Annotated in this window: 20 protein-coding genes; 15 read left to right on the top strand and 5 right to left on the bottom strand. The window is 72.9% G+C overall.

Annotated features, from left to right (window positions below):
- Nucleotides 1-2: 2 nt before the first annotated feature.
- The 6 genes from PUR56_RS11160 to PUR56_RS11135 all read left to right on the top strand — a co-directional run bounded on the left by PUR56_RS11160 (nt 3) and on the right by PUR56_RS11135 (nt 8,409).
- A complete protein-coding gene (locus PUR56_RS11160; protein ID WP_329948769.1) occupies nt 3-806 on the top strand; it encodes a toll/interleukin-1 receptor domain-containing protein in 804 nt (267 codons plus the stop codon).
- On the top strand, nt 803-2,761 hold the full coding sequence (locus tag PUR56_RS11155) for a hypothetical protein (RefSeq protein WP_329948768.1): 1,959 nt from the start codon (nt 803-805) through the stop codon (nt 2,759-2,761). Before PUR56_RS11160 ends, PUR56_RS11155 begins: the two co-directional genes overlap by 4 nt.
- Nucleotides 2,758-4,080, top strand: a complete 1,323-nt coding sequence (locus PUR56_RS11150; RefSeq protein ID WP_329948767.1) for a hypothetical protein — start codon at nt 2,758-2,760, stop codon at nt 4,078-4,080. The genes PUR56_RS11155 and PUR56_RS11150 overlap by 4 nt, the downstream gene beginning before the upstream one ends.
- A gap of 189 nt (nt 4,081-4,269) precedes the next feature.
- Nucleotides 4,270-6,933, top strand: a complete 2,664-nt coding sequence (locus PUR56_RS11145; RefSeq protein ID WP_329948766.1) for a terpene synthase family protein — start codon at nt 4,270-4,272, stop codon at nt 6,931-6,933.
- 178 nt (nt 6,934-7,111) lie between these two features.
- Nucleotides 7,112-7,918, top strand: coding sequence for a VOC family protein (locus PUR56_RS11140; RefSeq protein ID WP_329884961.1), 807 nt, complete (start codon nt 7,112-7,114; stop codon nt 7,916-7,918).
- On the top strand, nt 7,915-8,409 hold the full coding sequence (locus tag PUR56_RS11135) for a DinB family protein (RefSeq protein ID WP_329884962.1): 495 nt from the start codon (nt 7,915-7,917) through the stop codon (nt 8,407-8,409). The genes PUR56_RS11140 and PUR56_RS11135 overlap by 4 nt, the downstream gene beginning before the upstream one ends.
- Here the strand turns inward: PUR56_RS11135 and PUR56_RS11130 are convergent.
- Complete coding sequence (locus tag PUR56_RS11130; RefSeq protein WP_329948765.1) at nt 8,372-9,163, bottom strand: ArsR/SmtB family transcription factor; 792 nt, start codon at nt 9,161-9,163, stop codon at nt 8,372-8,374. The two genes, PUR56_RS11135 and PUR56_RS11130, sit on opposite strands and share 38 nt — an antisense overlap.
- A 65-nt stretch (nt 9,164-9,228) precedes the next feature.
- Here PUR56_RS11130 and PUR56_RS11125 point away from each other — a divergent pair, with 65 nt between their 5' ends.
- Together PUR56_RS11125 and PUR56_RS11120 are read left to right on the top strand one after the other, a co-directional pair.
- Nucleotides 9,229-10,356: a hypothetical protein gene (locus PUR56_RS11125; protein WP_329948764.1), complete on the top strand. Its 1,128-nt coding sequence runs from the start codon at nt 9,229-9,231 to the stop codon at nt 10,354-10,356.
- A complete protein-coding gene (locus PUR56_RS11120; protein WP_329948763.1) occupies nt 10,353-11,189 on the top strand; it encodes an isocitrate lyase/PEP mutase family protein in 837 nt (278 codons plus the stop codon). Before PUR56_RS11125 ends, PUR56_RS11120 begins: the two co-directional genes overlap by 4 nt.
- 134 nt (nt 11,190-11,323) lie before the next feature.
- On the opposite strand, the gene PUR56_RS11115 is transcribed toward PUR56_RS11120, so the two are convergent.
- Nucleotides 11,324-12,241, bottom strand: coding sequence for an alpha/beta fold hydrolase (locus PUR56_RS11115; protein ID WP_329948762.1), 918 nt, complete (start codon nt 12,239-12,241; stop codon nt 11,324-11,326).
- A gap of 202 nt (nt 12,242-12,443) precedes the next feature.
- On the opposite strand from PUR56_RS11115, the gene PUR56_RS11110 reads away from it, so the two are divergent.
- From PUR56_RS11110 to PUR56_RS11100, 3 genes are all read left to right on the top strand, one after another.
- Nucleotides 12,444-14,732 carry a BTAD domain-containing putative transcriptional regulator gene (locus PUR56_RS11110; RefSeq protein ID WP_329948761.1) on the top strand — a complete coding sequence of 763 codons (2,289 nt, stop codon included), beginning with the start codon at nt 12,444-12,446 and terminating at the stop codon, nt 14,730-14,732.
- A gap of 227 nt (nt 14,733-14,959) precedes the next feature.
- The gene (dacB, locus tag PUR56_RS11105) at nt 14,960-16,564 is read left to right on the top strand and encodes a D-alanyl-D-alanine carboxypeptidase/D-alanyl-D-alanine endopeptidase (protein ID WP_329948760.1); all 1,605 of its coding nucleotides are present in this window, start codon (nt 14,960-14,962) and stop codon (nt 16,562-16,564) included.
- Between the two features lie 257 nt (nt 16,565-16,821).
- Complete coding sequence (locus PUR56_RS11100) at nt 16,822-17,286, top strand: MarR family winged helix-turn-helix transcriptional regulator (RefSeq protein WP_443034477.1); 465 nt, start codon at nt 16,822-16,824, stop codon at nt 17,284-17,286.
- Between the two features lie 121 nt (nt 17,287-17,407).
- On the opposite strand, the gene PUR56_RS11095 is transcribed toward PUR56_RS11100, so the two are convergent.
- Nucleotides 17,408-17,815: a hypothetical protein gene (locus PUR56_RS11095; RefSeq protein ID WP_329884968.1), complete on the bottom strand. Its 408-nt coding sequence runs from the start codon at nt 17,813-17,815 to the stop codon at nt 17,408-17,410.
- A gap of 165 nt (nt 17,816-17,980) precedes the next feature.
- On the opposite strand from PUR56_RS11095, the gene sigJ reads away from it, so the two are divergent.
- Together sigJ and PUR56_RS11085 are read left to right on the top strand one after the other, a co-directional pair.
- Complete coding sequence (gene sigJ, locus PUR56_RS11090; RefSeq protein WP_329884969.1) at nt 17,981-18,943, top strand: RNA polymerase sigma factor SigJ; 963 nt, start codon at nt 17,981-17,983, stop codon at nt 18,941-18,943.
- A 251-nt stretch (nt 18,944-19,194) separates the two neighbouring features.
- Nucleotides 19,195-20,034, top strand: a complete 840-nt coding sequence (locus PUR56_RS11085) for an NmrA family NAD(P)-binding protein (protein ID WP_329948759.1) — start codon at nt 19,195-19,197, stop codon at nt 20,032-20,034.
- 249 nt (nt 20,035-20,283) lie between these two features.
- Here the strand turns inward: PUR56_RS11085 and PUR56_RS11080 are convergent, their stop codons facing one another.
- Nucleotides 20,284-22,395: an MMPL family transporter gene (locus PUR56_RS11080; protein WP_329948758.1), complete on the bottom strand. Its 2,112-nt coding sequence runs from the start codon at nt 22,393-22,395 to the stop codon at nt 20,284-20,286.
- A gap of 740 nt (nt 22,396-23,135) precedes the next feature.
- The gene (locus PUR56_RS11075; RefSeq protein ID WP_329948757.1) at nt 23,136-23,384 is read right to left on the bottom strand and encodes a hypothetical protein; all 249 of its coding nucleotides are present in this window, start codon (nt 23,382-23,384) and stop codon (nt 23,136-23,138) included.
- A 970-nt stretch (nt 23,385-24,354) separates the two neighbouring features.
- On the opposite strand from PUR56_RS11075, the gene PUR56_RS11070 reads away from it, so the two are divergent.
- Together PUR56_RS11070 and PUR56_RS11065 are read left to right on the top strand one after the other, a co-directional pair.
- Nucleotides 24,355-26,454, top strand: a complete 2,100-nt coding sequence (locus tag PUR56_RS11070; RefSeq protein ID WP_329948756.1) for a type I restriction-modification system subunit M/S — start codon at nt 24,355-24,357, stop codon at nt 26,452-26,454.
- Nucleotides 26,447-26,647 carry a hypothetical protein gene (locus PUR56_RS11065; RefSeq protein ID WP_329948755.1) on the top strand — a complete coding sequence of 67 codons (201 nt, stop codon included), beginning with the start codon at nt 26,447-26,449 and terminating at the stop codon, nt 26,645-26,647. The genes PUR56_RS11070 and PUR56_RS11065 overlap by 8 nt, the downstream gene beginning before the upstream one ends.
- Nucleotides 26,648-26,915: the final 268 nt, after the last annotated feature.

The raw sequence follows: 26,915 nt of genomic DNA, 5'->3' as shown, positions 1-26,915 counted from the left end.
TCATGCCCGACATCTTCGTGAACTACCGCACCATCGACGAGGACACCGGCGCCGCCCTGATCGAGCGCGAACTGTCCCGGCGGTTCGGCAGCGAGCGGGTGTTTCGCGCCAGCAAGTCGATCAAGGCCGGCCGGCGCTTCCCGCAGGAACTGCTCACCGCCGTCCGGCGCAGCAGCGTGCTGGTCGCCGTCATCGGTGACCGCTGGGCCGACGCCCGGAGTGCCGACGGCCTCCGCGCGCTGGACGACCCGGAGGACTGGACCCGCCGGGAGATCGTCGAGGCATTCGAGAGCGGAGCCCTGGTTGTGCCCGTGCTGATCGGTCGGGCCACCCGGCTCAATCGGCGGGATCTTCCGCCCGAACTGGCCGAGTTGGCCGATTGCCAGTACCTCCGACTGGACACCCGCAACGCTGAGGCCGACCTCGCCCGGATCGGCGACGATCTGGCCGAGGCACTGCCCCAACTGGCCGAGGCGGAGCGCCAGATCTCGCGGACTGACGGGGAGGCGGGCGCCGGTGCCGGCGTCGGTATCGGCAACGGGCCCGGCGGGTCGGACGGCGGTGTCGTCCGGGCCCGGGAGTACCACCATCTGCAGGACGGCGGAGTGAGCAACGTCAGCAACTCCGGGACGTTCATCAACACTGCCAACGGCCCCTTGCACACGGGCAGCGGTGATCAGAACAACGAGATCCGGCACGGCAGCCGTGTCACGTTCAACGGCGACGGCGGCAACTACATCGAGCGGGGCACGGCACAGCAGCGGTTCGGCGGTCGTGACGGCGACCGCGAGGACCGTGGGCGGTGAGCGAGGATGGAGGAGACGTCCGGTTCGAGACGGCGAACGGACCGGTTCACAGCGGCTCCGGGAACATCTTCATCGGTGCCGACGTCTATCGGGAGCGCAGGACGACGGCCGAGCCTTGGCAGGTGGCGCTGGATCAGCGGCTGAACCTCGCCGAGTGCTTCGTGCCGCCGCCCGGCTACGGGGCGGTGGTCGAGAGGCTCGGGTCGGCCGGTGCGACCGTGCTGTTGGCCGGTTCGCCGGGGGACGGACGCCGGACGGCCGGGCTCATGGCCCTGCACCGGGTCGGCGGCGACGACAGGTTGTTCCGGGAGTCGTCGCTCCCGGGCGACCGGGAGCGGCTTCCCGACCCGGAACCGGGCGAGCGGCTGTTGCTGAACCTGTCCGGGCTGGCCGAGGCGGAGTACGCGCGTGCGGCCGGATTCCTGCTCCGGTGGCGGGGCAAGATCGCGGAGGCCGGAGCCAGGATGGTCGCCGTGCTGCCCTCGACCGACGAGGCCCTGGTGGACTCCGCACTCCACCCGCTGCTGCTGGAGATCGGCAGGCCGAGGGAGCAGGCGGTGCTCCGCCGGCACCTGGTCAGTGCGGCCGTACCGTTCGACCTCGATGACCTCCGGGCGGAGACGCCGCCCGGGCGGCTCGGTGGCCTTGCCATGCGGGACATGCGGCGACTGACCGTCCTGGTGGGGCAGGCCCGGTCGGCCGACCGCCACGGCCGGGGCATTCGTGGGTGGCTCCAGGACACGCTCTCCGCCCTGAGCGACCGCAGCGACGACGTGGCCGTCCAGGTGGCGGCGCTCGACTCGGGTGCACAGCGGGCACTCCTGCTGTCGGCGGCGATGCTGGAGGGCGCGCCCGCGGATGCGGTGTTCCACCACACCGACCGGCTGCTCGCGATGGTCGAGCACACTCCGGACGGCAGGCCCCCGCTGGAGCGCGCGGATCTCGCCGAGCGGCTCGGCAAGTTGCCGTTGAAGGTCGTCGACGGCCGGATCCGGTTCACGGCGCTGGCCTACGACGGCGCGGTGCGAGCTCACTTCTGGACGTACTTTCCGGGCCTGCGAGAGCAGTTCGGCACGTGGGTGGCCGGGACGGTCGAGAAGCCGGTGGCCATGCCGAACGTCGACGATCGGACCAGGCTGGTCGGCCGCTTCACGGAACAGAGCCTGCGCACGGGGGAGTGGGCGTTGCTCCAGCGGCTGGCCGGAACGTGGGCCGACGATCCCCGGCACGGCGAGGAGGCGTACGTCGTCATCCGGCTCGGGCTGGAGGACGAACGGTACGGCGCCGGGTTCCGCGGGTGGCTCTACGACCAGTCGACCAAGGGCGGGCTGCAGCCGAGCGCGGTCCGGGTGCTCGCCCGGGTCTGCGCCGAGGTGCTCGCCCGGACTCACCCGGACCAGGCGCTGGTCCGGCTGCACCATCTTGCGAGGGGAACCGTCGGCAGCGGCGTCACCGAGGCCCGGGACACGCTGTTCGCACTGGTCCGGCGTGACCGGCGGCTCTACCGGAAGCTGCTGGCGCGGGTGGCCGATCAGCTGGAGGCGGGCCGGGACGGCGGGCCGGACGCAGAACTGTTCCTGAGGTTGATCACGCCGGTGGAGTTCGGCACCGAGCCCGACGTGGAGGCCCGCTGTCTGCGCGGGGTGGTGGGGTCTGACCTGTCCTCGCGGTCGCGTGCCGGAGTGGAGCAGTGGCTGGCGGCGGCCGTAGTGGCACCACCGGGGGAGGACGAACGTCTGCTGGACACCTTGGTGGGCGTTGCAGAGGGCCGGGCCGAACTGCTCGGCCGGCTCTACCTGGGGGCCTTCGCCTGGACCGCCGCCGTGCAGCCGGCGGAGGTCCGGATTCAGCGGGCGGAGATGGCGTCGCGGCTGTGGCAGAAGATCGATATCGCGCAGGGCATCGAGCCGGTGGGTTCCGTGCGGGCGCGGCGGAGTGGGGAGAGGACCCGGTGAACTCCATGGAAAAGGGTCGGACAGCGGCGCTCGTCGTCGCGGCTGCGGTGGTGCCCGTCGCCCTCGGGTCGTGGGCCGGGTGGCCCGTCTGGCTCTGGGTGGCGCTGGCCGTCGGGATCGCGCTGCCGGTGCTGCTGACGACGGCGACGCGGGTCCGGCCGTCAGTGGGTGTCCCGCCGTACGTCCCGCCGTACGTTCCCTCGGACGTGTCGGCGGCGGTGCCGCCGCCGGCCACGGCGGCTCCCGCCGAACTGCCCTACCAGGAGACCTCGGTGGTGGGTGTGGCGCTGCCGAGCGCCGTGCCGGACTACGACTTCGTCTTCTCGGCCACGGTCTGGTGGCGTCCGGTGCCGAACGGGGGTGGGCTGGTGCACGCCGCGCCGGGAAGCCTGGCGATCGAGACGGTCCTGGCCCGCGCGCGGGCCGTGACCGAACGGGAGCACCCCGGTCGACTGGACCTCGTCCGCCACCGGCTGGACGGCGTGCTCGGCACGCAGAGCCCCGACACCTCGGGGTTGGTGGTGGCGATGGCCGGACGGGTCGGGTTGGGTCTGTCCGAAGCGGACCGGGACCGGCTGGGGAAGCTCGCGGAGGTCCGGAAGGCCGAGGAGGTCTGGGAGCACGAGCGGCGGTACGAGCGGAGCAAGCGGGCGTACCTCGGGGAGGACGTGCTCAGTTCACCGGGCAGCGCGGTGGTGTGGTGGCTGGCCCGGCACGACGAGGAGGTCCGCGGAGCGGTCGACATGATCGGGCCGCTGGCTCAGCTGGCGGCGGCGGCCAACGACCAGGCCGTCGAGGCGCTGTACCAGCACCTGGTGCCTCGGCCGGGGTCGCAGGCGATCCCGTTCCTGGACGATGTCGCCCCCCGGGCCGGTGACGGGCGCGGTGAGGGGCCGGAGGAGAGCGGCGGAGGTGTGTCGCCGTCCGGGCCTGCGGGCCCGGGCGGGCCGGGGCGGGGGCCGTCGGTGATCGGGCCGTTGAGCGAGTTGATGAACGACGTCGCCTTGGCCGACGAGGCCGAACGCCTCGTCTTCACGCACCGGGTGGCCCGGTTGGCCGAGGCGGTGGGCCGGCCGGAGGCGGCGGCGTTGATCCTGGAGAGTCTCGGCGGGCCCGGCCCGGCGGCGCCGGATCCGGCACCGGACTCGGCGGCGGGCTTCGCCCCGGGGCGGATCCGTCCTGTCGAACCCGACGGCGAGGACGAAGGCGAGGACGACGAGGCCGACGAGGACTTGGTGACCGCCGTCTGGGAAGCGGGACCGGGGGCGTCGGGGCCGGTGGCACATGACTGGGGTGGGGCCGATCAGTCGTACAGGTGATCCAGTGTGGGGGTGGTTTTTGGGCGGGTGTTCGAACCGGTCGGGTTATCTCATATGACTGTTCCTGTTCGTCGGTCGAGATCGTCGGTGACGGGTAATGCTGAGCCGACCGGGTGGCGGTGCCGTGCAACGGAGCTCCGTTTCGCCGTGCCGGTCGGCCCCGTCGACGCGTCCAGAAAGGCTCGCCCGGTGACCCAGCCGTTCGAACTGCCGTCCTTCTACGTGCCGCACCCGGCGCGTCTCAGCCCCCATCTCGAACAGGCCCGGGTCCACTCCCGCGAGTGGGCCCGGGAGATGGGCATGCTGGAGGGATCGGGCATCTGGACCCAGGCCGACCTGGACGCCCACGACTACGGACTGCTCTGCGCCTACACCCACCCCGACGCCTCCGCCGAGGCGTTGTCACTGGTCACGGACTGGTACGTCTGGGTGTTCTTCTTCGACGACCACTTCCTGGAGATCTACAAGCGCACCAACGACCGGAAGGGCGGCAAGGCGTACCTGGACCGGCTGCCGCTCTTCATGCCGGCCGACCCGGGTGTCCCGCTGCCCGAGCCGACCAACCCGGTCGAGGCCGGCCTGGCCGACCTCTGGCGTCGCACCGTGCCGTCGATGGGCGAGGACTGGCGGGTCCGGTTCGCGGAGAGCACCCGGAACCTCCTCAACGAGTCCCTCTGGGAGCTGGCCAACATCAACGCCGGCCGGGTCAGCAACCCGGTCGAGTACATCGAGATGCGCCGCAAGGTCGGTGGCGCGCCCTGGTCGGCCGGGCTGATCGAGTACGCGGCCCACGCCGAGGTGCCGGCGGAGGTGTCCGGTTCGCGTCCGCTGCGGGTGCTGATGGACGCCTTCTCGGACGGGGTCCACCTGCGCAACGACCTCTTCTCGTACCAGCGGGAGGTCGAGGACGAGGGCGAACTCAGCAACGGCGTGCTGGTGCTGGAGAGGTTCCTGGACTGCACCACGCAGGAGGCCGCCGAGGCCGTCAACGACCTCCTCACCTCGCGGCTCCAGCAGTTCGAGAACACCGTGTTCACCGAACTCCCGCAGCTGTTCGCCGACTCCGGGCTCGACCCGGCGGGCTGCGCCAAGGTGCTGGCCTACGTCAAGGGTCTGCAGGACTGGCAGTCCGGCGGGCACGAGTGGCACATGCGGTCCAGCCGGTACATGAACGGCGGCGGCGCGGCCGCGGGCAAGGCCACCTGGTGGGACCCGTTCGCGATCGGCGGCGTCGGGACCTCGGCGCTGGACGTGCTGCGCTCCGGCGCGCTGCGTGACCTCGCCGACGAGCTGGGGTCGTTGAGCCGGTCCGGGCCGGCTTCGCGCGCCGCCGCCGGGCCCGGTGCGGCCGTGATCGCGGGCCTGTCGCCGGCCTCGCTGGAGTCTCCGGGGACGGGGCTGATCGGCGGTTCGCACGGCGACGCCGAGCCCGGCGTGCGGCGGGCGCGCTCGCACACCCACGTGCCGTTCCAGGAGGTCGGACCCTCCCGGCTCCCCGAGTTCAGGCTGCCGTTCACCGTCGAGCTGAGCCCGTACCTGGACGCGGCACGGCTCAACACGGTCGAGTGGGGTCGCCGGATGGGCATGCTGGAGCCCCAACCGGGCGTCCCCGCCTCGCACATCTGGACCGCCGAGAAGCTCGCCGACTACGACTTCCCGCTCTGCTCGGCCGGCATCCACCCGGACGCCAGCGCCGCCCAACTCGACCTCACCTCGGCCTGGTTGACCTGGGGCACGTACGCGGACGACTACTTCCCGGCGGTGTTCGGCCAGACCCGGGACCTCGCCGGCGCCAAGGCGGTCAACGCCCGGCTCTCGGACTTCATGCCGGTCGACGGCGGGCCCGCCCCGGTGCCGGGGAACGCCCTGGAGCGCGGGCTGGCCGACGCCTGGGCGCGGACCGCCGGGCCGATGACCGTCGAGGCCCGGCGGCGGCTCCGCGAGGCCGTCGAGGAGATGACGCTGAGCTGGATCTGGGAGCTCAACAACCAGGCACAGAACCGGATCCCGGACCCGGTCGACTACCTGGAGATGCGTCGGGCCACCTTCGGGTCCGACCTCACCATGAGCCTCTGCCGGCTGGCCCACGGACAGATCGTCCCTCCCGCCGTCTACGAGAGCGGCCCGATGGGTTCGCTGGAGAAGGCGGCTGCCGACTACGCCTGCATGATGAACGACCTCCACTCGTACCAGAAGGAGGTGCAGTTCGAGGGCGAGGTGCACAACATGGTGCTGGTGGTGCAGAACTTCTTCAACTGCGACTACCCGGCGGCGGTCCGGATCGTCGACGATCTGATGCACTCGCGGCTGGCCCAGTTCCAGCACGTGGCGGCGAACGAATTCCCCGTGCTGTACGACGACTTCGCGCTGGAGCCCGCCGCGCGGGCGATGCTCGACGGGTACGTCGGCGAGCTGGAGAACTGGCTGGCCGGAATCCTGATCTGGCACCGGGACTGCCGCCGGTACCGGGAGGAGGACCTGCTGCGGCACTTCGGGAGCGAGGCGGGCCCGGTCCCGGACGAAGTGGGGGCGGGAGACGTGGCGCCGGTGGCTCCGGACGCCGCTGCCGCGGGTGTCGCGGCGCCGGGTACGGCGGTGACGGCGGGTGCGGCCGACGGCGATGTGGTGCCGGAGCCCGCCCGGGCCGGGTTCGCGTGGTTCGTCCCGACCGGGCTGGGGACGTCCGCGGTCCGCCCGGCGGCGTCGGCGTCGGTGGTGCGTGCGGAGGCGGGGGCGGTCGGCGGCGCCGCGGAGTCGGCGCCGCGTCCGGGTGCGGTGCCGGCCGGGCCGACCGGGTTCGGCACGCTGGGTGCGCAGCCGGTGCCGGTCGCGGGTGTGTCGCAGGTCGGGTAGCGGTCACGACGGTGCGCGGCGGTCCGCCGGGGAGTGTCCCGGCGGGCCGTCGTCGCGTCCCGGGCGGGGCGGCGGGGCGGGCCTCGCGGGTGGTCGTGGCCGGGTGGACGCGCGGGCGCCCGGGGGACTGGCTAGTGTGGCAAATCGGGACGAAATGCCACACGGAGAGGGCTGGGCCATGACCGTGCAACCCGAGGGAACGCCCTGTTGGGCCGACGCGATGTTCACCGACCTGGAGGGCGCGAAGGTCTTCTACGGAGAAGTACTGGGCTGGACCTTCGGCGAGTCCTCGTCCGAGTACGGCAACTACACGCAGGCCTACGTGGACGGCAAGGCCGTCGCCGCGATCGTCCCGCCCATGCCCGGCCAGCCGATCGAATCGATCAAGTCGGCGTGGTGCCTCTACCTCGCCTCGCCGGACGCCGCCGCCACCGCCGAGAAGATCCGCGGCAACGGCGGCGAGGTCCTGATGGGCCCGATGCAGGTCGGCGAGTTCGGTTCGATGGTGATCGCCAAGGACCCGGGAGGCGTCGTCTTCGGCGTCTGGCAGGCCGGCACCCACGAGGGGTTCGAGGTGCAGGGGGTCCCCGGTGCCTACACCTGGGCCGAGGTCGTCACCCGCGAGCCCGGCCGGGCCGACGCGTTCTTCCCCGCCGTCTTCCCCTACACGGTCAAGCGGATGGACGTCGAAGAGGTCGACTACAAGGTCTTCGAGATCGGCGGGGCCCCGGTGCTCGGCCGGATGAAGGCCGGTCCGGACGACCTGCCGCCCGAGGCGCCGAACTACGTGAGCGTCTACTTCGCGGTGGAGGACTGCGACGCGACCGTCGCCAAGATCACCCTGCACGGCGGGCAGCTCTACTTCGGCCCGATGGACAGCCCGTTCGGCAGGTTCGCGGCGGTCGGCGACCCCGGGGGCGCGGCGTTCGGCGTGATCGCCCTCGGCGCGACCGTCGGCGACATGCCCGGGATGGTGGCCGAATGAGCGGCAACTCCGAGCGTGCGGACCTGCTCCAGACCCTGGACAAGCACCGGGGCTTCCTGCGCTACACCGTCCGCGACCTCACCGACGAGCAGGCCGCCCGCCGCACGACGGCCAGCGAGCTGTGCCTGGGCGGCCTGATCAAGCACGTCTCCGGGGTGGAGTCCCGCTGGCTGCGGTTCGCGGTCGGCGGCGCGGCCGCGATGGAGGACGAACCGGTCGACTGGGCAGGGCAGTTCCTGATGACCGACGGCGAGACCCTGGCCGGACTGCTCGCCGCGTACGAGCGGGTGGCGGCCGAGACCGACGAACTGGTCGCGACCCTCCCCGACCTCGACCTGACCCACCCGCTGCCCCAGGCGCCGTGGTTCGAACCGGGTGCCTCCTGGTCGGCCCGGCGGGTGCTGCTGCACGTCATCGCCGAGACCGCGCAGCACGCCGGGCACGCCGACATCATCAGGGAGTCGCTGGACGGCGCGAAGACGATGGGCTGAGCGGGTCCTCCCGCGCCTCGAACTCCACCCCGAGCAGCTCGCGCAGCGCCCGGTCGCCCTCCGCCGTCACCCGCAGCGCCCGTCCGGAGCCGATGCGTTCCACCCAGGCCCGGTCCAGCGCCGTCCGGCACAGCGCCGCTCCGAACGCGCCGCCCAGGTGCCCGCGCCGCTCCGTCCAGTCCAGGCAGCTGCGGACCACCGGGCGCCCGCCCCCGCGCCCGGACCGGGCCGGCAGCTCCACACCCAGCTCGGCCAGCCACGCCCGCCCCCGCTCGGTGAGGGCCGGACCGGAGTCCTCGGCGACCAGCCCGCGCGTCAGGACGGCGTCGCAGACCGCCACGCCGAGCCGGCCCGCGAGGTGGTCGTAGCAGGTCCGGGCGCGGGCCTCGGCGCTCATCCGGGTGGATTCGCGCAGGGAACGCGGCCCGGGGGCGGACCGCGGGGTCGCGGACAGCGGGGTCGGGGCCAGCGTGACGCCGGACGCCGGGGTCGCGGGCGAGAACGACGACAGGTCCTCGATCAGTGTGGCCACCGCCGGGCCGGCCAGCCGGACGTACCGGTGCCGGCCCTGCCGCTCCTCGGCCAGCAGGCCGCCGGCGATCAGACGGGACAGATGCTCACTCGCCGTGGACGGGGCCACGCCCGCGTACCGGGCCAGCTCGCCGGCGGTCCAGGCCCGGCCGTCGAGCAGAGCGGTGCAGAACGCGGCGCGGGTCGGGTCGGCGAGCAGTCCGGCGAGCTGGGCGAGCGACATGGCTCCATGGTGCCGCGTGGACGCTTCGGCCGACACCGAAGTGTTCCGTCCCTAGCGTGAGGGCCATGCGTACTCCGGTCGTTCGTGTCGCCTCCTCCTCGTCCGCTCCCGTTCCGGCTCCCGTTCGTGCGTCCGTTCCTGCCCTGGGCCCGGATGCGGTCCCCGAGCGCGACCCCGAGCCGGTGACCGGTGCGGCCAGGGGCGCCGACGCGCTCGTACCGGTCCGGTTCGACCGGTACGAGCACGTCACGGCCGCGCTCGCCGATCCCGCCCTCGTGCCGGTGCCCGCCGCCCCCGGGCCGGTCGGTGGCGCGGCCTGGCTGCGCGCCACGGTGGCGCGGTTCGGCGCGGGCGAGCGGCACGCCGTGCGCCGGGCGGGCGTCGAGGCCGACCTGGCCCGGCTCGACCCGGACGCGCTGCGGGCGTCGGCCGCCGCCGGCTCCGAGCCGGACGCCGGTCTGCGGGCGGTGCGGGTCCTTGCGCAGGCGTTGGGCCTGGCCGAGCCGGACGCGGTCGCGCGGGCGGTCGCCGCGGTGGCGCGCGTCTACTTCGTCGAGCGGCCGGACGACCCGGAGGCCGACGCCGCCGTGGCCTGGCTGCTGCCCCGGATGCTGCCCGACGAGGAGCCGGTGGGGCGCGGCGGGGCGGGGGCGGAGGCGGGCCACGGTCCGGCGGAGCGCCGGCCGGCGGAGCACGGCGCGGCTGCCGTCCGCGCGGCCGAGGAACGGGCCGCCAACCGGATCGGCCTGCTCGTCCAGTCCTTCGACGCCACCGCAACCCTCGTCGACCACGCCCGCCGGGCCGTCGGCAGCGGCGCCGACCCGATCGACGCGGCGCTGCGCCACGACCCGCCCGTCCGGACGATGCGCCGCCACGCCGTCCGGGACACCGAGGTCGGCGGGGTGCCGGTCCCCGCCGGGGCCCAGGTGGTGCTCGACGTCGCCGCCGCCCAGGCGGGCCGCCCCGCACTGCCCCCGCTGACCTTCGGCGCTCCGCCCCGGCTCTGCCCCGGCCGCACCCACGCCCTGGCGATCGCGTCCGGCATCCTGCACGGCGCCGCGGACCCGGCCGGATCCTCGCCCGACGCCCCCGACCCCGACCCCGACGCCCCCGACCCCGACGGGCTCGTCCCCGGCCCGGGCGTCCCCGGCCCGGGCGGCGACCTCCGCCCGCACGAGAGGACCGCCCGATGAGCGCGCCCACCCCGTTCGCCGCCCTGCACCACCGGGCGGGCGAGCCGTTGCTGCTCCCCAACGCCTGGGACCACGCCTCCGCCGCCCTCCTGGCCGAGCAGGGCTTCCCCGCCGTCGGCACCACCAGCCTGGGCGTCGCCGCAGCCGCCGGGCTGCCCGACGGTGTCGCCGCCACCCGGGCGGAGACCCTCCGGCTGGCGCGCCGCCTCGGCCGCACCGGCCGTTACCTGCTCTCCGTCGACGTGGAGAACGGATTCAGCGACGACCCCGGAGAGGTCGGCTCCCTCGCAGCCGAGTTGGCCGATGCCGGGGCCGTCGGCATCAACCTGGAGGACGGTCGTGCGGACGGCACGCTCACCCCCGCCGCCCTGCACGCCGCCAAGATCGCCGCCGTCAGGTCCGCCGCTCCCGGCCTCTTCGTCAACGCCCGTACCGACACCCACTGGCTCGCCGTGCCGGACGCCGGCCGGGAGACCGACCGCCGGCTCGCCGCCTACCGGCAGGCCGGCGCGGACGGGGTGTTCGTCCCGGGCCTCGCCGATCCGGCGGCCATCGCGGAACTCTGCGCCACCCTCGACGTCCCGTTGAACATCCTCTACAGCCCGACCGGACCGACCGTCCCCGATCTCGCCGCCCTCGGCGTCTCCCGCGTCAGCCTCGGCTCGCTCCTCTACCGCACCGCCCTGGCCGCCGCCACGGCCACCGCCGTCGCGATCCGTGCCGGCGCCCCTGCCCCGGATCCCGGCACCGGGACGCCCGGCTACGCCGCGGTGCAGGCCCTCCACCACGACCGGCCCGGACCGGTCCCCCCGGCCGGGCCGCCGCCCCGCTGACCGCCGACGCCGGTGCTCCGCCGCCCGGCGCCCGGCGCCCGTCGCACCCCGGCGTCCCGCCGTCGTCCTGCGGGAGGCGGCGGGACGGGGAATCGGAGGGCCGGCAGGTGCGGAGGATCAGCGGGTGCGGAGGGTCAGCGGGTGAGGAGGGCGCGGAGGGCGGACGCCACCTCGGCCGGGGCCTCCTCGGCCATGAAGTGGCCGTAGGGGACGGTCGCGTGGTGCAGGTCGGGAGCCCAGGCGCGCCAGCGGGCGGCGGCGTCGAAGCCCAGGGCGGCGCCCCAGTCCTGCTGGAGGACGGTGACCGGCATGCGCAGCCGTCGGCCGGCCTCGCGGTCGGCGCGGTCGTGGTCGACGTCCGTACCGGCCGAGGCGCGGTAGTCGGCGACGATCGACGGGACGGCGGCGCGGCAGGCGGACAGGTAGGCGGCGCGGACCTCGTCCGGCAGGGCCTCCGGGTCGCGTGCCCAGAGGTCGAGGAAGTGGCCGAAGAAGGCGTCCGCGCTCGCGCCGATCATGGTTTCGGGCAGTCCCGGCGGCTGAGCCATCAGGTAGAGGTGGAACCCGACGGCGGCGGTGGTGCCGTGCATGACCTCCCACGTGTCGAGGGTCGGGAGCACGTCCAGCGCGGCGAGGTGGGTGACGGTGTCCGGGTGGTCGAGCCCGGCCCGGACCGCGACCAGCGCGCCGCGGTCGTGCCCGGCCAGCGCGAAGCGGTCGTGACCCAGCGCCCGGGCGAGGGCCACGACGTCGGCGGCCATGGTGCGCTTGCTGTACGCGGTGCCCCCGGGGTCGGTGGGCTTGTCGCTGGCGCCGTAGCCGCGCAGGTCGGGACAGATGACGGTGTGGTCGGCGGCGAGGTCCGCGGCCACGTGCCGCCACATCAGGTGGGTCTGCGGGAAGCCGTGCAGGAGGACGACCGGGCTTCCGCTGCCGGCGACGGCGGTGTGGAGCGCCACGCCTTCCGCGACGGGGACGCGCAGGTACTCGAAGCCGGGGACGGCGGGGGAGGGCGTGGGGACGGGGGTCGGCCGGGGGGTGGGGAGGGGCACGGGGCGGCCTTTCTCGGTGGGCGGTTCTTCGCTGCACCACGAGCCTCGCCGACGCGAATCAGCATCCGGTCAGCGTCAGCGGCAGTTGTCGGCGGCTGGTGTCTGCGGCCGGTGTCGGTGCGGCCGCAGGGGTCGCCAGGAGCGCCGGGGTCGCCGGGGTCGGCGTACCGGGCCGGTGCGGCGGACGTCGTACGGTGGCGGGGTGACGAGGGTGTCCGGAGAAGCGGGGCGGACGGGGACCGTGTTCGGGGTCCTCGGGCCGGTGGTGGCCGAGCGGGCCGGCGGCGGGGTGCTCGCACTGAAAGGGCCGCGGCACCGGGCGGTGCTGGCGCGGCTGATCGTGGCCCGCCGGCGGGTCGTTCCCGTCACCCGTCTGGTCGAGGACCTCTGGACGGAGCCGCCGCCGGGCGCCGTCGGGGCCGTACAGACCTTCGTCTCCGCGCTGCGCCGCGTCCTGGAACCGGATCGCCCGCCGCGTTCCCCGGCGAGGCTGCTGGTCACGGAGGGGCGGGGCTACGCGCTGCGCGCCGGACCGGACGAGGTCGACGCCTGGCGCTTCGAGGCCGCGGTCGCCGGCGCGGTGCACGGGGAAGGAACGGCGCGGGGTGAGGGCGCGGAGGCGGCCCTGCTGCGGTTGGACGAGGCGCTCGCTCTCTGGCGCGGCCCCGCCTACACCGAGTACGTCGAGGAGGACTGGGCCCGCGCGGAGCGGGCCCGCCTCGCCGAGCTGCGGCTGCTGGCCGTGGAGCGGCGGGCCGAGGCGAGGCTGGCGCTCGGCCGGGCCGCCGACGCCGTCCCCGACCTCGACGCGCACCTCGTCGACCACCCCTGGCGCGAGGACGCCTGGCGGCTGCTGGCGCTCGCGCTCTACCGGCAGGGCCGCCAGGGCGAGGCGCTCGCCGTGCTGCGCCGGGCCCGGACGACGCTGGTCGAGCAGCTGGGACTGGACCCGGCCCCGCGGCTGCGTGCCCTGGAGGCGGACATCCTCGCGCAGTCGCCCGCCCTCGACGGCGACCGGGACCGGGACCTCGACCCCGGCCCTGGCCCTGGCCCTGGCCCTGGCACCGGTCCCGGACCGGGCCCCGGTGCCGTGGACGGCGGGCCCGTCGACGCCACCGCCCGGCTCTGGACGTCCGCCGCCGCGGCGTACGACCGGAGCGTGGCCGCCGGGGCCCGGGCCCGCCTGGAGTCCACCGTCGGCCTGCTCCGCAGCCTGGCGGTCACCGGCCCCGACGGCCTGGCGGCTGCCCGACAGCACCGGTGGGCCGCGGTCGAGGCGGCGGAGGAGTTCGGCGATCCCGAGCTCACCGCCCGGGTACTCGGGGCCTTCGACGTCCCCGCGATCTGGCCGCGCAGCGACGATCCGGCGCTCGCGGCCCGGCTGGTCGCCGCCGCCGAACGCACCCTCGCCGCCCTTCCGGACGGCGGCGTCCACGATCCGGCGCGCTGCCGGTTGCTGGCGACGGTCGCCGTCGAGACGCGCGGTGCCCGGTCGGCCCGTGCGCTGCGGGCGGCGCACGAGGCGGAGACGATCGCCCGGCGGCTGGACGACCCGGCGCTGCTCGCCTTCGCCCTCAACGGTGTGTTCATGCAGTCCTTCGCCGGAGCCGGCCTCGCCGGGCGGCGGGATGCGATCGGGGCGGAACTGGTCGCGCTGGCCGCCCGCCACGGTCTGACCACGTACGAGGTGCTCGGCCACCTGATCCGGATGCAGTCCCGCAGCGCGTTCGCGGACTGGCCGACCGCCGACGGGCACGCCGCCGCTGCGGACCGGCTCGCCGAGCGGCACGAGCTTCCGTCGGTGGGGGTGTTCACCGACGGGTACCGCGCGCTGCGGCTGGCCGCCGAGGACCACCCGGCCCCCGTCGGGAGGGCCCCCGCCGGGAGGGCCGCCGCCGGGTGGGCCGCCGACAGGCGTGGACGGGCCGAGGCCGCCTACCGGGCCGTGGCCGACCGGCTCGACGCGGCCGGGATGCCCGGCATGGCCCCGGGACTCCGCGCGCTTGCGCTGTTGTCGCTGCCCGCCGCCGAACGAGCCCGGGCCGAGGCCCGGCGGCCGGACGAGATCGAGAGCGGGGCCGGGGGCGGCTCCGAGAACAGGGCCATGGACGGCGACGCGGACCGCGGTACGGACCGCGGTACGGACCGCGACCCGGACTGGGCACGCGCCGTCGGACCGGACCGGGACTGGGGTCCGTACCGCCCGTGGGTCGAACCGCTCGTGCTCGCCGCCGCAGGCCGGGACACCGAGGCCCGCGCCGCCCTGCACGCCCTCCCCGAGCCCCCGGCCGATCCCCTCTACGAGGTCTGCTGCTGCCTGGAGGCCGCCGCCGCCCGCCTGCTCCACGACCGCCCGGCGCTCCGCCGCGCCCATGCCCGCCTGCTCCCCGCCGTCGGTGAACTCGCGGGCGCAGCATCGGGGTTGCTCTCCTTCGGCCCGGTCGCCGGCCACCTCGCGACCGTCGCCCGGGCGCTGGGTCACGCCGGCTGACGGCCGGTCCGGGGCCCGCGTCGTCCGCCTCCGCCCGCCGGGTGTGCCTGCCTCCGTCCGCCTCCGCCTCGCCCCTGTGCCCGCCCTCGGTCGCCGTTCCGGTTGACGGTCGAGCGAGTGAACTGCGCCGCGGAAGGTTCGATCACGGACTCCTGCGAGGTATCCCTGCCCGGGACCTGCGCAACCGTCGGATCGGCGCCGAAGCACGGCCCGGGACAGGTGGATCCATGAGTTCGACCGTCAGTCAGAGACGCATCCGGGCGGGCGCCCTGGCCGTCCTCCTCGCCGCCGTGACCCTCGGCACGGCCGCGCCCGCGTCCGGGGCGCCCGAAGACGGCATCCTCGGCTCCCTCAGCCCCGACATCCGGGCGATCATGGCCAAACCGGCCTACCAGCACGCCCAGTGGGGCCTGCTGGAGATCGACGACACGACCGGTGAGGTCATCCACTCGATCTACCCGGACCAGTTCTTCATCCCCGGCTCGACGGCCAAGCTGGTCAGCGTGTCCGGCGCCTGGCACGCCCTCGGCGGCGAGCACCGCTTCACCACGCCCGTGCAGGCCGTCGGCAGCCGGGACGGGGAGGTCCTGAACGGCTCGCTCGTCCTGGTCGCCCAGGGCGACCTCACGATGGGCGGCCGGACCGCGCCCGACGGCTCCGTCTCCTTCACCCCGATCGACCACACCTACGCGAACGACGTCCCCGGTGCGACCCTCACCCCCGAGAACCCGCTCGCGGGCCTTGACGAGATCGCCGGGCAGGTGCGGCAGGCCGGCATCACCGAGGTCCACGGGGAGGTCGCCGTCGACTCCCGCCTCTTCACCTCGTTCCCCGACCTGGACCCGAGCCCCACCCCGTTGATCATCAACGACAACGTCATCGACCTGCTCACCACCCCGACCGCCCCCGGCCAGGCCGCTCAGCTCAGCTGGCGCCCGCAGGTCGCGCCGTACCAGGTCGAGTCGACGGTGCAGACGGTCGCGGCGGGCGGCCCGACCGAGCTCACCGTCTCCGCCTCACCCGACGGCACCCGCATCACCCTCTCCGGGACGATCGCCGCCGACGCGCCCCCGACGCTCCGGATCTCGAACGTGCAGGACCCGGCGTCCTTCGGTCGTACCGCCCTGATCGAGGCGCTCGCCCGGGCGGGTGTCACCGTCACCGCCCCGCCGACCGGGCCGAACCCGTCCGGCACGCTGCCGGACTCCTACGACGGCACCCAGCGCGTCGCCGCCTACGTCTCCCCGGTCTTCGCCGAGTACACCCGGCTGATCCTGAAGGTCAGCCACAACCTCGGCGCCAACCTCGGCATCTGCCTGATGGCCGTGACGGCGGGCAGCCACCAGTGCGAGGACGGGTTCCCCGTGCTCACCGCCTTCCTCCGCCAGGCCGGCATCGACCCCACCCAGGTCCAGCTCCTCGACGGGCGCGGCGGCAACCCCGTCGACCGGGTCACCCCGCGCGTCGAGAACCAGATCCTCCACTACTGGCAGGGCACCCCCGAGGCGACCCGGTTCCGTGAGGCCCTCCCGATCCTCGGCGTCGACGGCAGCCTCGCGTCCGTCTGCGAGGGCTGTCCCACCTGCCCGGGGAAGGGCAAGGTCTGGTCCAAGCCCGGCACCGTCGCCGGCTTCGACGCCGTCAACAACCGCATCGCCGTCGGCGCCCAGACCCTGGGCGGGTACCTCGACGCGGGCCACGGCCGCCTCCACACCTACTACCTGGCCGTCAACGGGGCTTCCACGCCGGACATCGAGGGCGTCATCGAGATGATCGGCGACCTCTCGCTCATCTCCGGCCTCCTCCAGGAGCAGGCCGAAGCCCGCTCCTGACCCCACCCCGCTCGCTCCGTCAGCCCTGTCGGCTCCGTTCGCTCCGGTGCTCCCCTCCGGCCCCGAAGGCCCTCGCCGCTCCGCCCCCGTGCGCGGCCGGGGCCTTCGGGCGTTTTCGCGACCGGCCACCGGGCGTGTAGGACTGGGACCCGACGTGCGGCCCGCCGGGGTTCCGACCGGACCGCCGTCCGGCAGCCACCGCAGAGACGAGACATCTCCCTCCTCCCCGGGGAAGGGAGTACGGAGAGGGGGAGCCCGTGTCCACGCCCGCCATGCGGCCCGACGCGAGCGAGGTCTACCGCCGGTACCTGAGCGCCGTGCTGCTCCACGGCCACGCGAGTGCCAGGGCCTGCGAGCTCGGCGCGACCGACCTGTACGCGCTGAACATCCTCCAGCTGTCCGGGGCGATGACCCCCGGCGAACTGGCCACCCGCACCGGGCTGACCACCGGCCCGACCACCCGCCTCGTCGACCGGCTGGAGCAGGCGGGCTACGTGCGCCGGGCGGCCGATCCCGGCGACCGGCGCAAGGTCATCGTCGAACCGGTCGGCGGGCCCGCCGATCTCGACCGGGTGATGGCCCCGGCCCGGGAGCGGGTCGGCGAGATCCTCGCCGGGTACGCGCCGGAGCAGCTCGACGTCCTCTTCGACTACTTCGCCCGCGCCGCCGACGCCTACCGGGAGGCCGCCGACCACCTCCGCACCGGTCCCGCCGACGTCTGACCCGGGCCCGGGTCCGGGTCCGGGCCCGGCCCCGGGTCCGAGTCCGAGTCCGAGTCCGGGTCAGGCCCCGGCCCGAAGAGCGGGGGCGGCGTCCACCCGGCGACGGGGTTCGCGCGATCGGTCACGACCACCGGGTGCCGGAGTGCTCCGACCGGCGGGCGGACAGCGTCTGCCCCAGCACCAGCAGGCTCAGACCGAACATCAGCACGCCCAGGGGGACGTGGAACGACGGGACGTGCGCGACGCCCAGCACGACCTGGACCGAGGCGAGCACCAGGAAGCCGGACGCGTACAGGACGGGGCGGGGCGATCCGCCGCCCGGCCGCCACGCGAGGATCGCGGCGAGCAGGTACAACATCGACGCGCCGTACATCACGCGCGCTCCGACGCTGTGCAGGACCTCGCCGCTGTGGGAGGTCAGGAGCAGCCCGGCGGTGACCGCCTGGAAGAGGATGGCCAGGGTCTGCAGGGCGATCGCGACCTGCGCGAACGTGAAGCTGCGGTGTCCTGCCGTCATCGGTGTGGCCATGGTGCGGTCCCCTCTTCCGCCTCGCGGCGGTTGATCGGTACTGTCTCGGTAGTCCGACGACGTGGGCCCGCGAAATGTGAGGTGGAGCGTCGATGTCCGGCCCGGGGGTTCGTCGACGTGACGGCTGCGGAGGCGGACGGGAAGAACCAGGGAGCGGCCCCGGCCATGAGCACTCCGTCCGAGCCAGGGCATGACGGGTCCGAGCCGGGCCTGCGCGAGATCGTCGGCGAGCGGCGGCACCTGACCAACGTCGCCTACCGGCTGCTCGGTTCGCTGGCCGAGGCCGAGGACGCCGTGCAGGAGACGTACGCCCGCTGGTACGCGATGCCGCGCCGGAGCCAGGAGGCCGTCGAGTCGCCCGGTGCCTGGCTGACGACGGTGGCCGGCCGCATCTGCCTCGACCTGCTGGGCTCGGCGCGGGTCCGGCGCGAGCGCTACGTCGGTGAGTGGGTCCCCGAGCCGCTGCCCGACCGCGCGGAGTGGATCGGCGGGCCGGTGGGCGGTGGCGGGACCGAGCCGGCCGACCCGGCCGACCGGGTGACGCTGGACGAGTCGGTCAGCATGGCATTCCTCGTCGTACTGGAGACGATGACGCCGGCCGAACGCGTGGCGTTCGTCCTGCACGACGTGTTCCGGTACTCGTTCGCGGAGGTCGCCGAGATCGTCGGCCGGACGCCGGCGGCCTGCCGTCAGCTGGCCTCCTCGGCCCGCCGGCGTGTGCGCGCCGCAGGGGCCACGGCCGTCCCGGCGGCCGGTCAGGCCGGGCTCGTGCGGAGCTTCAAGGAGGCGTGGGAGGCCAGGGACATCAAGTCCCTCGTCGACCTCCTCGACCCCGACGCCACGATGGTCGCCGACGGCGGCGGGCTGGTCGGCGCGGCCCTCCGCCCGGTCGAGGGCAGCGAGCGCATCGCCCAGTACCTGATCCACATCGCCGACAGGGCCCCCGGGCTGACGCTCCTGGAACGGACGGTCAACGGCAGCCCCGGCCTGGTCGCCCAGTTCGGCGGCGTCACCGTGACCGTGGCGGCGTTCGGCCTCGCCGACGGCCGCGTCACCCGCATCTGGGCGGTCCGCAACCCGGAGAAGCTCCGCCCCTGGCACCGGAACGGCGACAGGACCGACGGCTGACCCGTGCGGGCTCGGTCCGGGCTCGGTCCGGATCCGCTGCTCCCCGCGCGCCGATCGGCTCGCCGGCCCCGGTGAGCCCGCACGGCGTGCGGGCCCCGTTCGTCCCCGGGTCGCCATGCCCGGGCGCTCCTGCCCGCCGGTTGCTCCGCGGTCCGCCCGACGGGCTCTTCCTAGGACGGAATCCGTCCTAGATGCTCCCTACCGTCTGTCGGGAAGGAACTGATCGGAACGGTGATTCGGAGGGATCCGTCATGATTCTCGTGATCGGCGCGACCGCGCACTTCGGGCGGCAGACGGTGGAGGCGCTGGCGGGCGCCGGGCGGCAGGTCCGGGCCCTGTCGCGCACCCCTGAACGGGCGGGACTGCCCGAGGGCGTGGAGGTGGTGGGGGGCGACCTGGCCCGGCCGGAGACGTTGGGGCCTGCGTTGGACGGCGTCACCGAGTTGTTCCTGGCGCTTCCCTACGGTGCTGATGCACGGCCGCTGCTGGACCAGGTGCGGCAGGCAGGGGTGCGACAGATCGTGTTCCTGTCCTCGGGGGCCGTCGTCGACGGCGCGGACCCGCAGCCCGATGTGATCGCCGCCTACCACGCGAAGGTGGAGCAGGAGATCAGGGCGACGGGCGTCGACTGGACGTTCCTGCGGTTGTTCTTCCCGGCGATCAACTCGCTGGCCTGGGCGACGCAGGTGCAGGGCGGGGACACCGTCCGCGGGCCGCACGCCGCGGCCGCCGCCTCGGTGGTGCACGAGCGCGACGTCGCCGAGGCAGCCGCCGCCGTGCTCGGCGCCGTCGAACACCACGGCCGGGTCCACGAACTGACCGGGCCGCAGTCGCTCACCCAGACCGAGCAGGTCGAGGTGCTCGGCCGGGCCCTGGGCCGTGAGCTCCGCTTCGAGGAGTTGGCGGATCACGTGGTGCGGCAGCAACTCGGCCGGTTCATGGACGCCGACTTCGCGGGTGCCCTGATGGACTTGATGGCGAACACGGTGGGCGGGCCGGCGCCGGTGGGCGACACCGTCGAGAAGCTGACCGGCCACCCGGCACGCCCGTACGCGCAGTGGGTCGCGGATCACCTGGCGGACTTCCGCTGACCCCCGCCGCTCCGCCCGAGGTCGTGGAATCGGGCGCGGGCGCGCGGGAGCGGGAGGAACACCGGGTGCACCGGATCGCCGCCGGACCGTCTCCGCCCGGCCCGCGGAACGCCGAAGGCCCCGACCGCTGGGCGGTCGGGGCCTTCGGGCTGCCATGGCCGGTCCCACACGCGGACCACGTCGGCGAAAAGGCGGGCGTGCCGCCCGGCGGCCGACCACGGCACCGCGATCAGCTCCGCGAGTCGGTCGTCACCTGCCCACGAGTGCGGGTTCGCGGTCGGCCTTGTCCGCCCGCGGCCGGGGGTCGTCATGGTGCCTGAACAGCTTGCCCGGCCACCACATCCATCGACCCACGTCCAGGGTCAGCGCGGTGACCAGCACCGAGCGGACGATCATGGTGTCCAGCAGCACGCCGAACGCCACCGCGAACCCGAGCTCGGCCGCGAACACCAGCGGCAGCGAGGCCATCGCCGCGAAGGTGCCGGCCAGCACCAGACCCGCTGAGGTGATCACACCCCCGGTGGTGGACAGACCCGTCAGCGCGCCGCGCCGGGTGCCGTGCAGCAGCGCCACTTCGCGCACCCGGGTGACCAGGAAGATGTTGTAGTCGATGCCCAGGGCGACCAGGAACACGAACGTCAGCAGCGGGAAGGAGGCTTCCGCGCCGGCGAAGTGGAACACGTGGTTGAACAGCAGACTGCTCACGCCGAGGGCCGCTCCGAACGACAGCACCACCGTGGCCATGAGCAACAGCGGCGCGACGATCGCCCGCAGCAGCAGCGCGAGGATGAGGAGCACCACCACCAGGACGATGGGGATGATCACCTTGGAGTCGCGAGCGGCCGCCTCCTGCGTGTCGAGCATGATCGCCGTGCTGCCGCCGACATGGGCATCCGCATCCTCGATCTTGTGGACCGCGATTCTTGCCTGCTCCACAGTGCGCATCGCGGTCGTACTGCTGGGGTCGTCCTTGAGCTCCGCCAGCAGGACGGCCTCGCCGCCCTTGACCATCGGCGTCGAGACGTCGCCGACTCCCGGTACGCCGGACAGCGTGGTCCTCACCCGCTCCGCCGAGGCGGCCTTGGCCACGACGAGGACGGGGTCGCCCGACCCGGCCGGGAAGTGCCCGGACCGAATCTCCTCGCCGACCGCCATCTGTGGTGTGTTGGTGAACTGGTCCTTGTTGGAGAGCCCGTCGGCCTTGAGCCCGAACGCCCCGATCGCCATGACGGCGAGGGCGAGCGTGGTGCCGATCCACACGATCCGCGGCCGGCGGGAGACAGCGGTGCCGACCCGGGTCCAGATGCCTTCCCCGGCCGCCTCGGCCGACCCGTGCGACGGCTTCACCGGCCAGAAGATCCAGCGGCCGCAGACGACCAGCAGGGCCGGCATCAGGGTGACCATGGCGACCAGTCCGACGAGCACGCCGACAGCACAGGCCGGTCCGAGCCCCTGGGTGGAGTTGAGAATGGCCAGCATCAGCAGCATCAGGCTGACCGCGACGGTCGCGGCGCTGGCGACGATCGCGGGACTGGAGCGGTACAGGGCCTCGGCCATCGCCTCGTGCCGGTCCTCGTGCCGCAGCAACTCCTCCCGGTACCGCGAGATGAGCAGGAGCGCGTAGTCGGTCGCGGCGCCGAACACCAGCACGGTGAGGATGAAGCTGGTCTGCTTGTTGACGACGAGTCCGGCATCCTTCGCCAACAGGTAGATCACCGCTTCCGAGGTGACCAGGGCGACGCCCACGGTCAGCAGCGGCAACACCGGAAGCAACGGGCTCCGGTAGGTGAGCAGCAGGATCACGACCACCACCAGTGCGGTGATCGTCGTCAGGGCGCCTCCCCCACTGAACGCCTCGATCGAGTCGGACGCGTAACCGGCCGGCCCGGTGACGTGGAAGCCGAGACCGTCGGCGTTCTCCCCGCCGACCTTGTTCATCGCGGCAACGATCTCGCCGATCCCCTCCCAGCCCTTCTGGTCCTTGTGGAGCTGGACCACGGTCTGGACGGCTTTGCCGTCCTGGGCCTTCAACGGCCCGTGCGGCTGACCCACGACGTTGTCGATGCCCTTGAAGGCTTCGGCGTCGGCTTCGGCCTTGGCCATGTCAGCAGGGGTGATGCCCTCGGGCCGGTCGTAGATCACAATCGCGGGCAGTGTGTCGCCGAGTTGGAAGCTCTCGGCCCGCTCGACGACCTTGGTGGACTCCGCGTTACCGGGCAGCCAGGCCGAGTTGTCGTTCTTCTCGACGTCGCCGAGCCGGCCGGCCAGCATCAGGGCCGGCACCAGGACGACCGCCCAGAGTGCGAGGACGACCCACTTCCCCACCCTTCCACCGGGCAGGGACGCCATTCTTCGTATCACGTTGATTCCTCAGTGTTCAGTTGGCGTGGGAGAGCTTGTCGGGCTCGGCGACGGTGCAGGTTCGGCACACCTGGCTGCCGTCCGGAGCGAGGCCGAGGACGAGGACGAGGACCGGCCGGCGCCGACGGGTCGCCGTCGGCCCTGCGTCGGGTGATGGTGAGGCCTCGGCCGGAGTCGGGGCGAGAGCCGCGAGCAGACGGGCGACCTTGTCCCGGCCGTGGACGGGGCGAGCCCCGGCTCGGATGAGGTGATCATGGCCGCGGCGCCCCCGGGTCTTCTCTTCGTCCGCTTTCGCTGTCAGACACTTCGACGAAACAGCGCACCGGAGTGTGAGGTCGGCGCCTCGCCCCACTTGTCGCGCACTACGCGCCCGGCCCACCGAGGGCACCGCCGACCCACCGCCGCGATCCGCGCGGCGGGGCGGCGGTGCGGCGCCGACCAAGAGACTCCGGGCGGTGCTGTACGGAGGCGAGTGCAAACCAAAGCTGCAACAGGAGAACGCCGAAGGCCCCGACCGTTGGGCGGTCCGGGCCTTCGTGCTGCCATGGCCGGCAGAGGCGGAGGATTCGAGATCCGAACTCGTGAGGGGTTGCCCCAAGACCCTTTCCAATTCTCACGAACGCCGTCCGCCGGGGTTCACTCCCGTCCTGAACTGCGGCGGAGTGAGCAGTTGGGTGGTGGCTCCTTGGGATGCCGAGGCGAGGCGTAGACGCGCGGGCCGTCGTCTTCGCGCTTGGGGTTCACGGGACGGGTACCTCGCCGTGGTCATCGCCGGGGAGCGGCCCGGTGAGCTGGGCGCTCAGCGTGGGGTCGGCCAGGATCCTGGCGGTGGCCCGCCACTCGGCGATCACGCGGTGCAGATTGGCGTGGACGTCCAGTTCCACCACGTCGCGGGTGGCGTTCATGAGGTTGACGACGAACTCGCGCACCTCCTCGGCCGACAGGTGCCGGGTCCACGGGAAGACCTCGGGGAGGGCGAGGAGGACCACGCGAGCACCCTCGTCGCTGGTGATCAGGGCCGCGACAAGCCGCGCGGTGACGTCGGCGGTCTCCTCGCGCTGGCGGCCGTGACGTTCGGTGGTCAGCTACAGATCCTCACCGTCACGACGAGTGACGTGGACGCGCTGCGCTTGTTCGACGGTGTCCGCGACACACTTCGAGTTCTTCGAGAGATCGGAGAACGACGCGGTGAGAGTGGACATGCGGCCACGCCGCTTCGGAATACGTTCCGAAGTCAATTGAAAGGACTGCGCCCCGGAGGCCGGAGTCCGGGGCGGTCGATCGGGCAGGAGGTCCTGCGTGGGGTCGCATTGAACGGGGGCGGACGCCGGGTTGATGCCTCCGCTCTGCAGTCGGAATTACGGAGAGTGTCGACGCTTCTCGCAACCTTCGGGGACGCCGACTTCCAGAGGACTCCCGAAGGCTTCTTGCGGCGCGCCCTCCCTGTCAGTGTGAAGTTCACGGCTTGCTTCTTGTGCCGGTTGACCACAGGGGCGCGTTCGCAGCTAGTCCCTAAAGATGCAGCTCATGCGCACTCTTCTGATCGGTGGTCTGTACTTCCTCTGCAGGCTGCTGCAATGGAGAGTCTTGCGCACTTCAGTGCGCACTTGGTGACTTAATGGTCGGTCATCTAGCTTTGCTCCACAGGGCAGCTGATCGATGGCGGGGAGAATGACTGCGTTGAGTGACAAGAGTAGTGACGGGAGACTCGTCTCCCGAGCCAAGATCGCAGAGTTGGCCGGTGTCGGCGCCTCTGCGGTCACGAACTGGCAGAACCGCTATCCGGACTTTCCGCAGGAGCTGAGGGTCGGCCACAAGCGACTGTTCCGGCTCGCTGACATCGTGCGATGGCTTGACGCCCGGTCTGTGCCCAAGTCGGCACGGAGGGAGGAGGAGCCCTCAGGGGTCACCTACGGTGACAGGGTCCGAGCCTTGGCCGGGCTGTCCGAGGGAGTTCCCGTGGCTGGCCAGGCCGCTGGGTTCGCCGTGTCTTCACCGGGTGCCGAGCAGCAGCGGTCGCGGTCCCGGCGGGTTCTGGCGGAGTTGCTGAAGCCCCAGATGGTGGAAATGTGGGGCGCGCCGTCGCTGACGGCTTATCTTCCCTTGCCGATGTGCCTGATCTTTCTGAGGTGGGGAGCACACAAGGACTGGGCGGCCCTGGAGGACCGGGTCGACGCACACCTGGCGGTGACACCCAAGGGCTTCCTCAGCGAGGTGGGGGAGCGAACCGATCGCTTGCTGAAGGGCTGTGAGGTGGCGCCAGCCATGCGGTTTGCGCTTCAGGGTCTTGAGCCCCTACCCACTGCTGAAGTACGGCAGTTGATGGCCTCGGTGGCTGGACTGGACCGGGACGCCTTCCGGGATCTGCTCGATGCGCATGCCGACATCGAGCGCATGGACAGTCGTAGAGCCTTCACCCCCAGAACGGTGGTGGCCCTGCTGAGCGAGTTGGTTGCCCCGGAGGGTGTGTCGGGCCGGATCCACGATCCCTATCCGCGCGGCGGTGAACTGTTGTCGGCCATGGTGGCGGCCAGCGGCGATGGTTCGGTGACGGCGGTGACGGCGGGAAAGCCGGACGGGGCGACGCTGCGCCTGACCGCGATGAACTTGATGCTCCACGGTGTGACTCCACGGGTGGGCACCCATGACATCGCACCATGGCCCGAGCCGGCGGAGCGACGGCAGGAGCCGGTGGACCTGGTTCTGACCAATCCGCCGTTCAACGCCGAATCGGGCCGGGTCGCGGCCGGAGGCTGGCGATACGGGCCCCCGCCGCCGTCCAACGCCAACTTCGCCTGGATCCAGCACATCCTCTCCACCCTCGGGCCCGGCGGACGAGCTGCGGTGATCATGGCGGACAACGCTGCCGTATCCGACCAGCCGAGGGAGCGTGCGATCCGGCAGGCCTTGGTCGAGGACGGGGTCGTCGACGGCATCCTCGCCCTTCCCCCGCACCTCTTCACCGGCACCGCGGTATCGGCCTGCATCTGGTTTCTGTCGGCACCGTCGCAGCGTACCGAGGTGCACTTCATCAATGCCCGCGAGTTGGGTGAGTTGGTCACTCGGACCCGCCGAGAGCTGAGCACCGATGACGTACGGCTCCTGGGGCAGATCCACCGATCGCTGCGTGCCGGGAACCCGATGCCCGACGAAGCTCGTGCGCTCGGTCGATCGGTCTCCGTGGAAGAGATCGAGCAGCGTGGTTACTCGCTCAGCCCTGTCGACTACGTCAGCCTCGGTGCGTACGTAGCGGCGACACCCGCGCAGGTGGAATCCGTCCGCCGGAAACTCGACGATGCCTTGGATCTGGCGGGATCCCTGGACGAGGAAGCGCGGCGGTGCTGGGAGCGGGCCGCGCCCGGACGCAGTCCGGGACCCAGTGCGGGTGGCCGACGGAACGTGCTCCTGCAGGATCTGTGCAAGGTGCAGCCCGGACCGTCACCCTCCTTGCTGAACCCCGGGATGTACTCCGAGGACGGCCCTGTTCGTGTGGTGCTGCCCAAGCACCTGCGAAACCGGCGGATCCACGGCAGCGAGGACACCAGGATCTCGGCACGCGACGCGCGGCAGCTCGAACGGTTCCTGTTGAGCGAGGGCGACATCCTTTGCACGCGTACCGGGACGGTCGGACCCGTGGCACTGGTGGGAGCGGAGGGGGCCGGCAGCCTCTACAACGGAAATCTCCTTCGGCTGCACGGCTTCGAGCCCGGCGTGGACCCGCGTTTCGTTCTGGCATACCTCTCCCTTCCGGGGACCCAGGCGTGGATCAAGGACCGGGCGGCGATGTCGACCGTTGACTCGATCAAGACCAGCGCGATGAGGCAGCTCCCGGTATCGCTGCCGCCGTACGAGGAGCAGCACCGCATCGGAGAGCTTTTGCGCGTGTTTGATGACCAGGTCGCAGCCCACCAGCAGGTGGCTACCGCAGCCGATGCCGCCAGGGGCGAGCTCTCAACACTCTTGATGGACATCGCGGCGATGCCGGCCGCCCACCAGCCCGATGCCGGACTCGTCCCTTACATCGCCCACACCACAGAAGAGGAAGCCGAAGATGAGTAGCCTGCCCGTCGTCACGCGAGTTCCGTGGCTGCTTGTCTCCGCGCTTGCTTCCGTGATCATCGCCTTGCTGGCCTTCATGCTGAAGCGGAGCGCCGGCACGGACCGGCACAGTGCTGTCATCACGGCCGGCGCGGCCTTCGCCGGCTGCATGCTGCTCTGCCTCGCGGTCCTCTCCGCCGCCGTGAGCGGTTGAACCGGACATCGGAAACGACGAGGGCCCGGGCCGCTGAGCGGTCCGGGCCTTCTGCCGGCAGAGGATACGAGATTCGAACTCGTGAGGGGTTGCCCTCAACACGCTTTCCAAATGTCTGTCCGGTTGTTCGGGGGGGGTGCCTCTATGTCCTTCGTCAAGGATGTGGTGCCGGTTTTGGTGCTGTTGGGGGTGGTCATGCGGCGGGGGTGGCGGCTGGGGTTCGGGATTCGTAGAGGGTGCCGTCGCGGAGCATGGCGAACAGGACGCT

Origin of the sequence: Streptomyces sp. BE303, from assembly GCF_036290945.1 — a bacterium.
In the GTDB taxonomy this organism is placed as follows: Bacteria; Actinomycetota; Actinomycetes; order Streptomycetales; family Streptomycetaceae; genus Kitasatospora.
The sequence above is the reverse complement of the archived record's forward strand: the minus strand, read 5'-3'. Positions and strand labels throughout refer to the sequence as shown.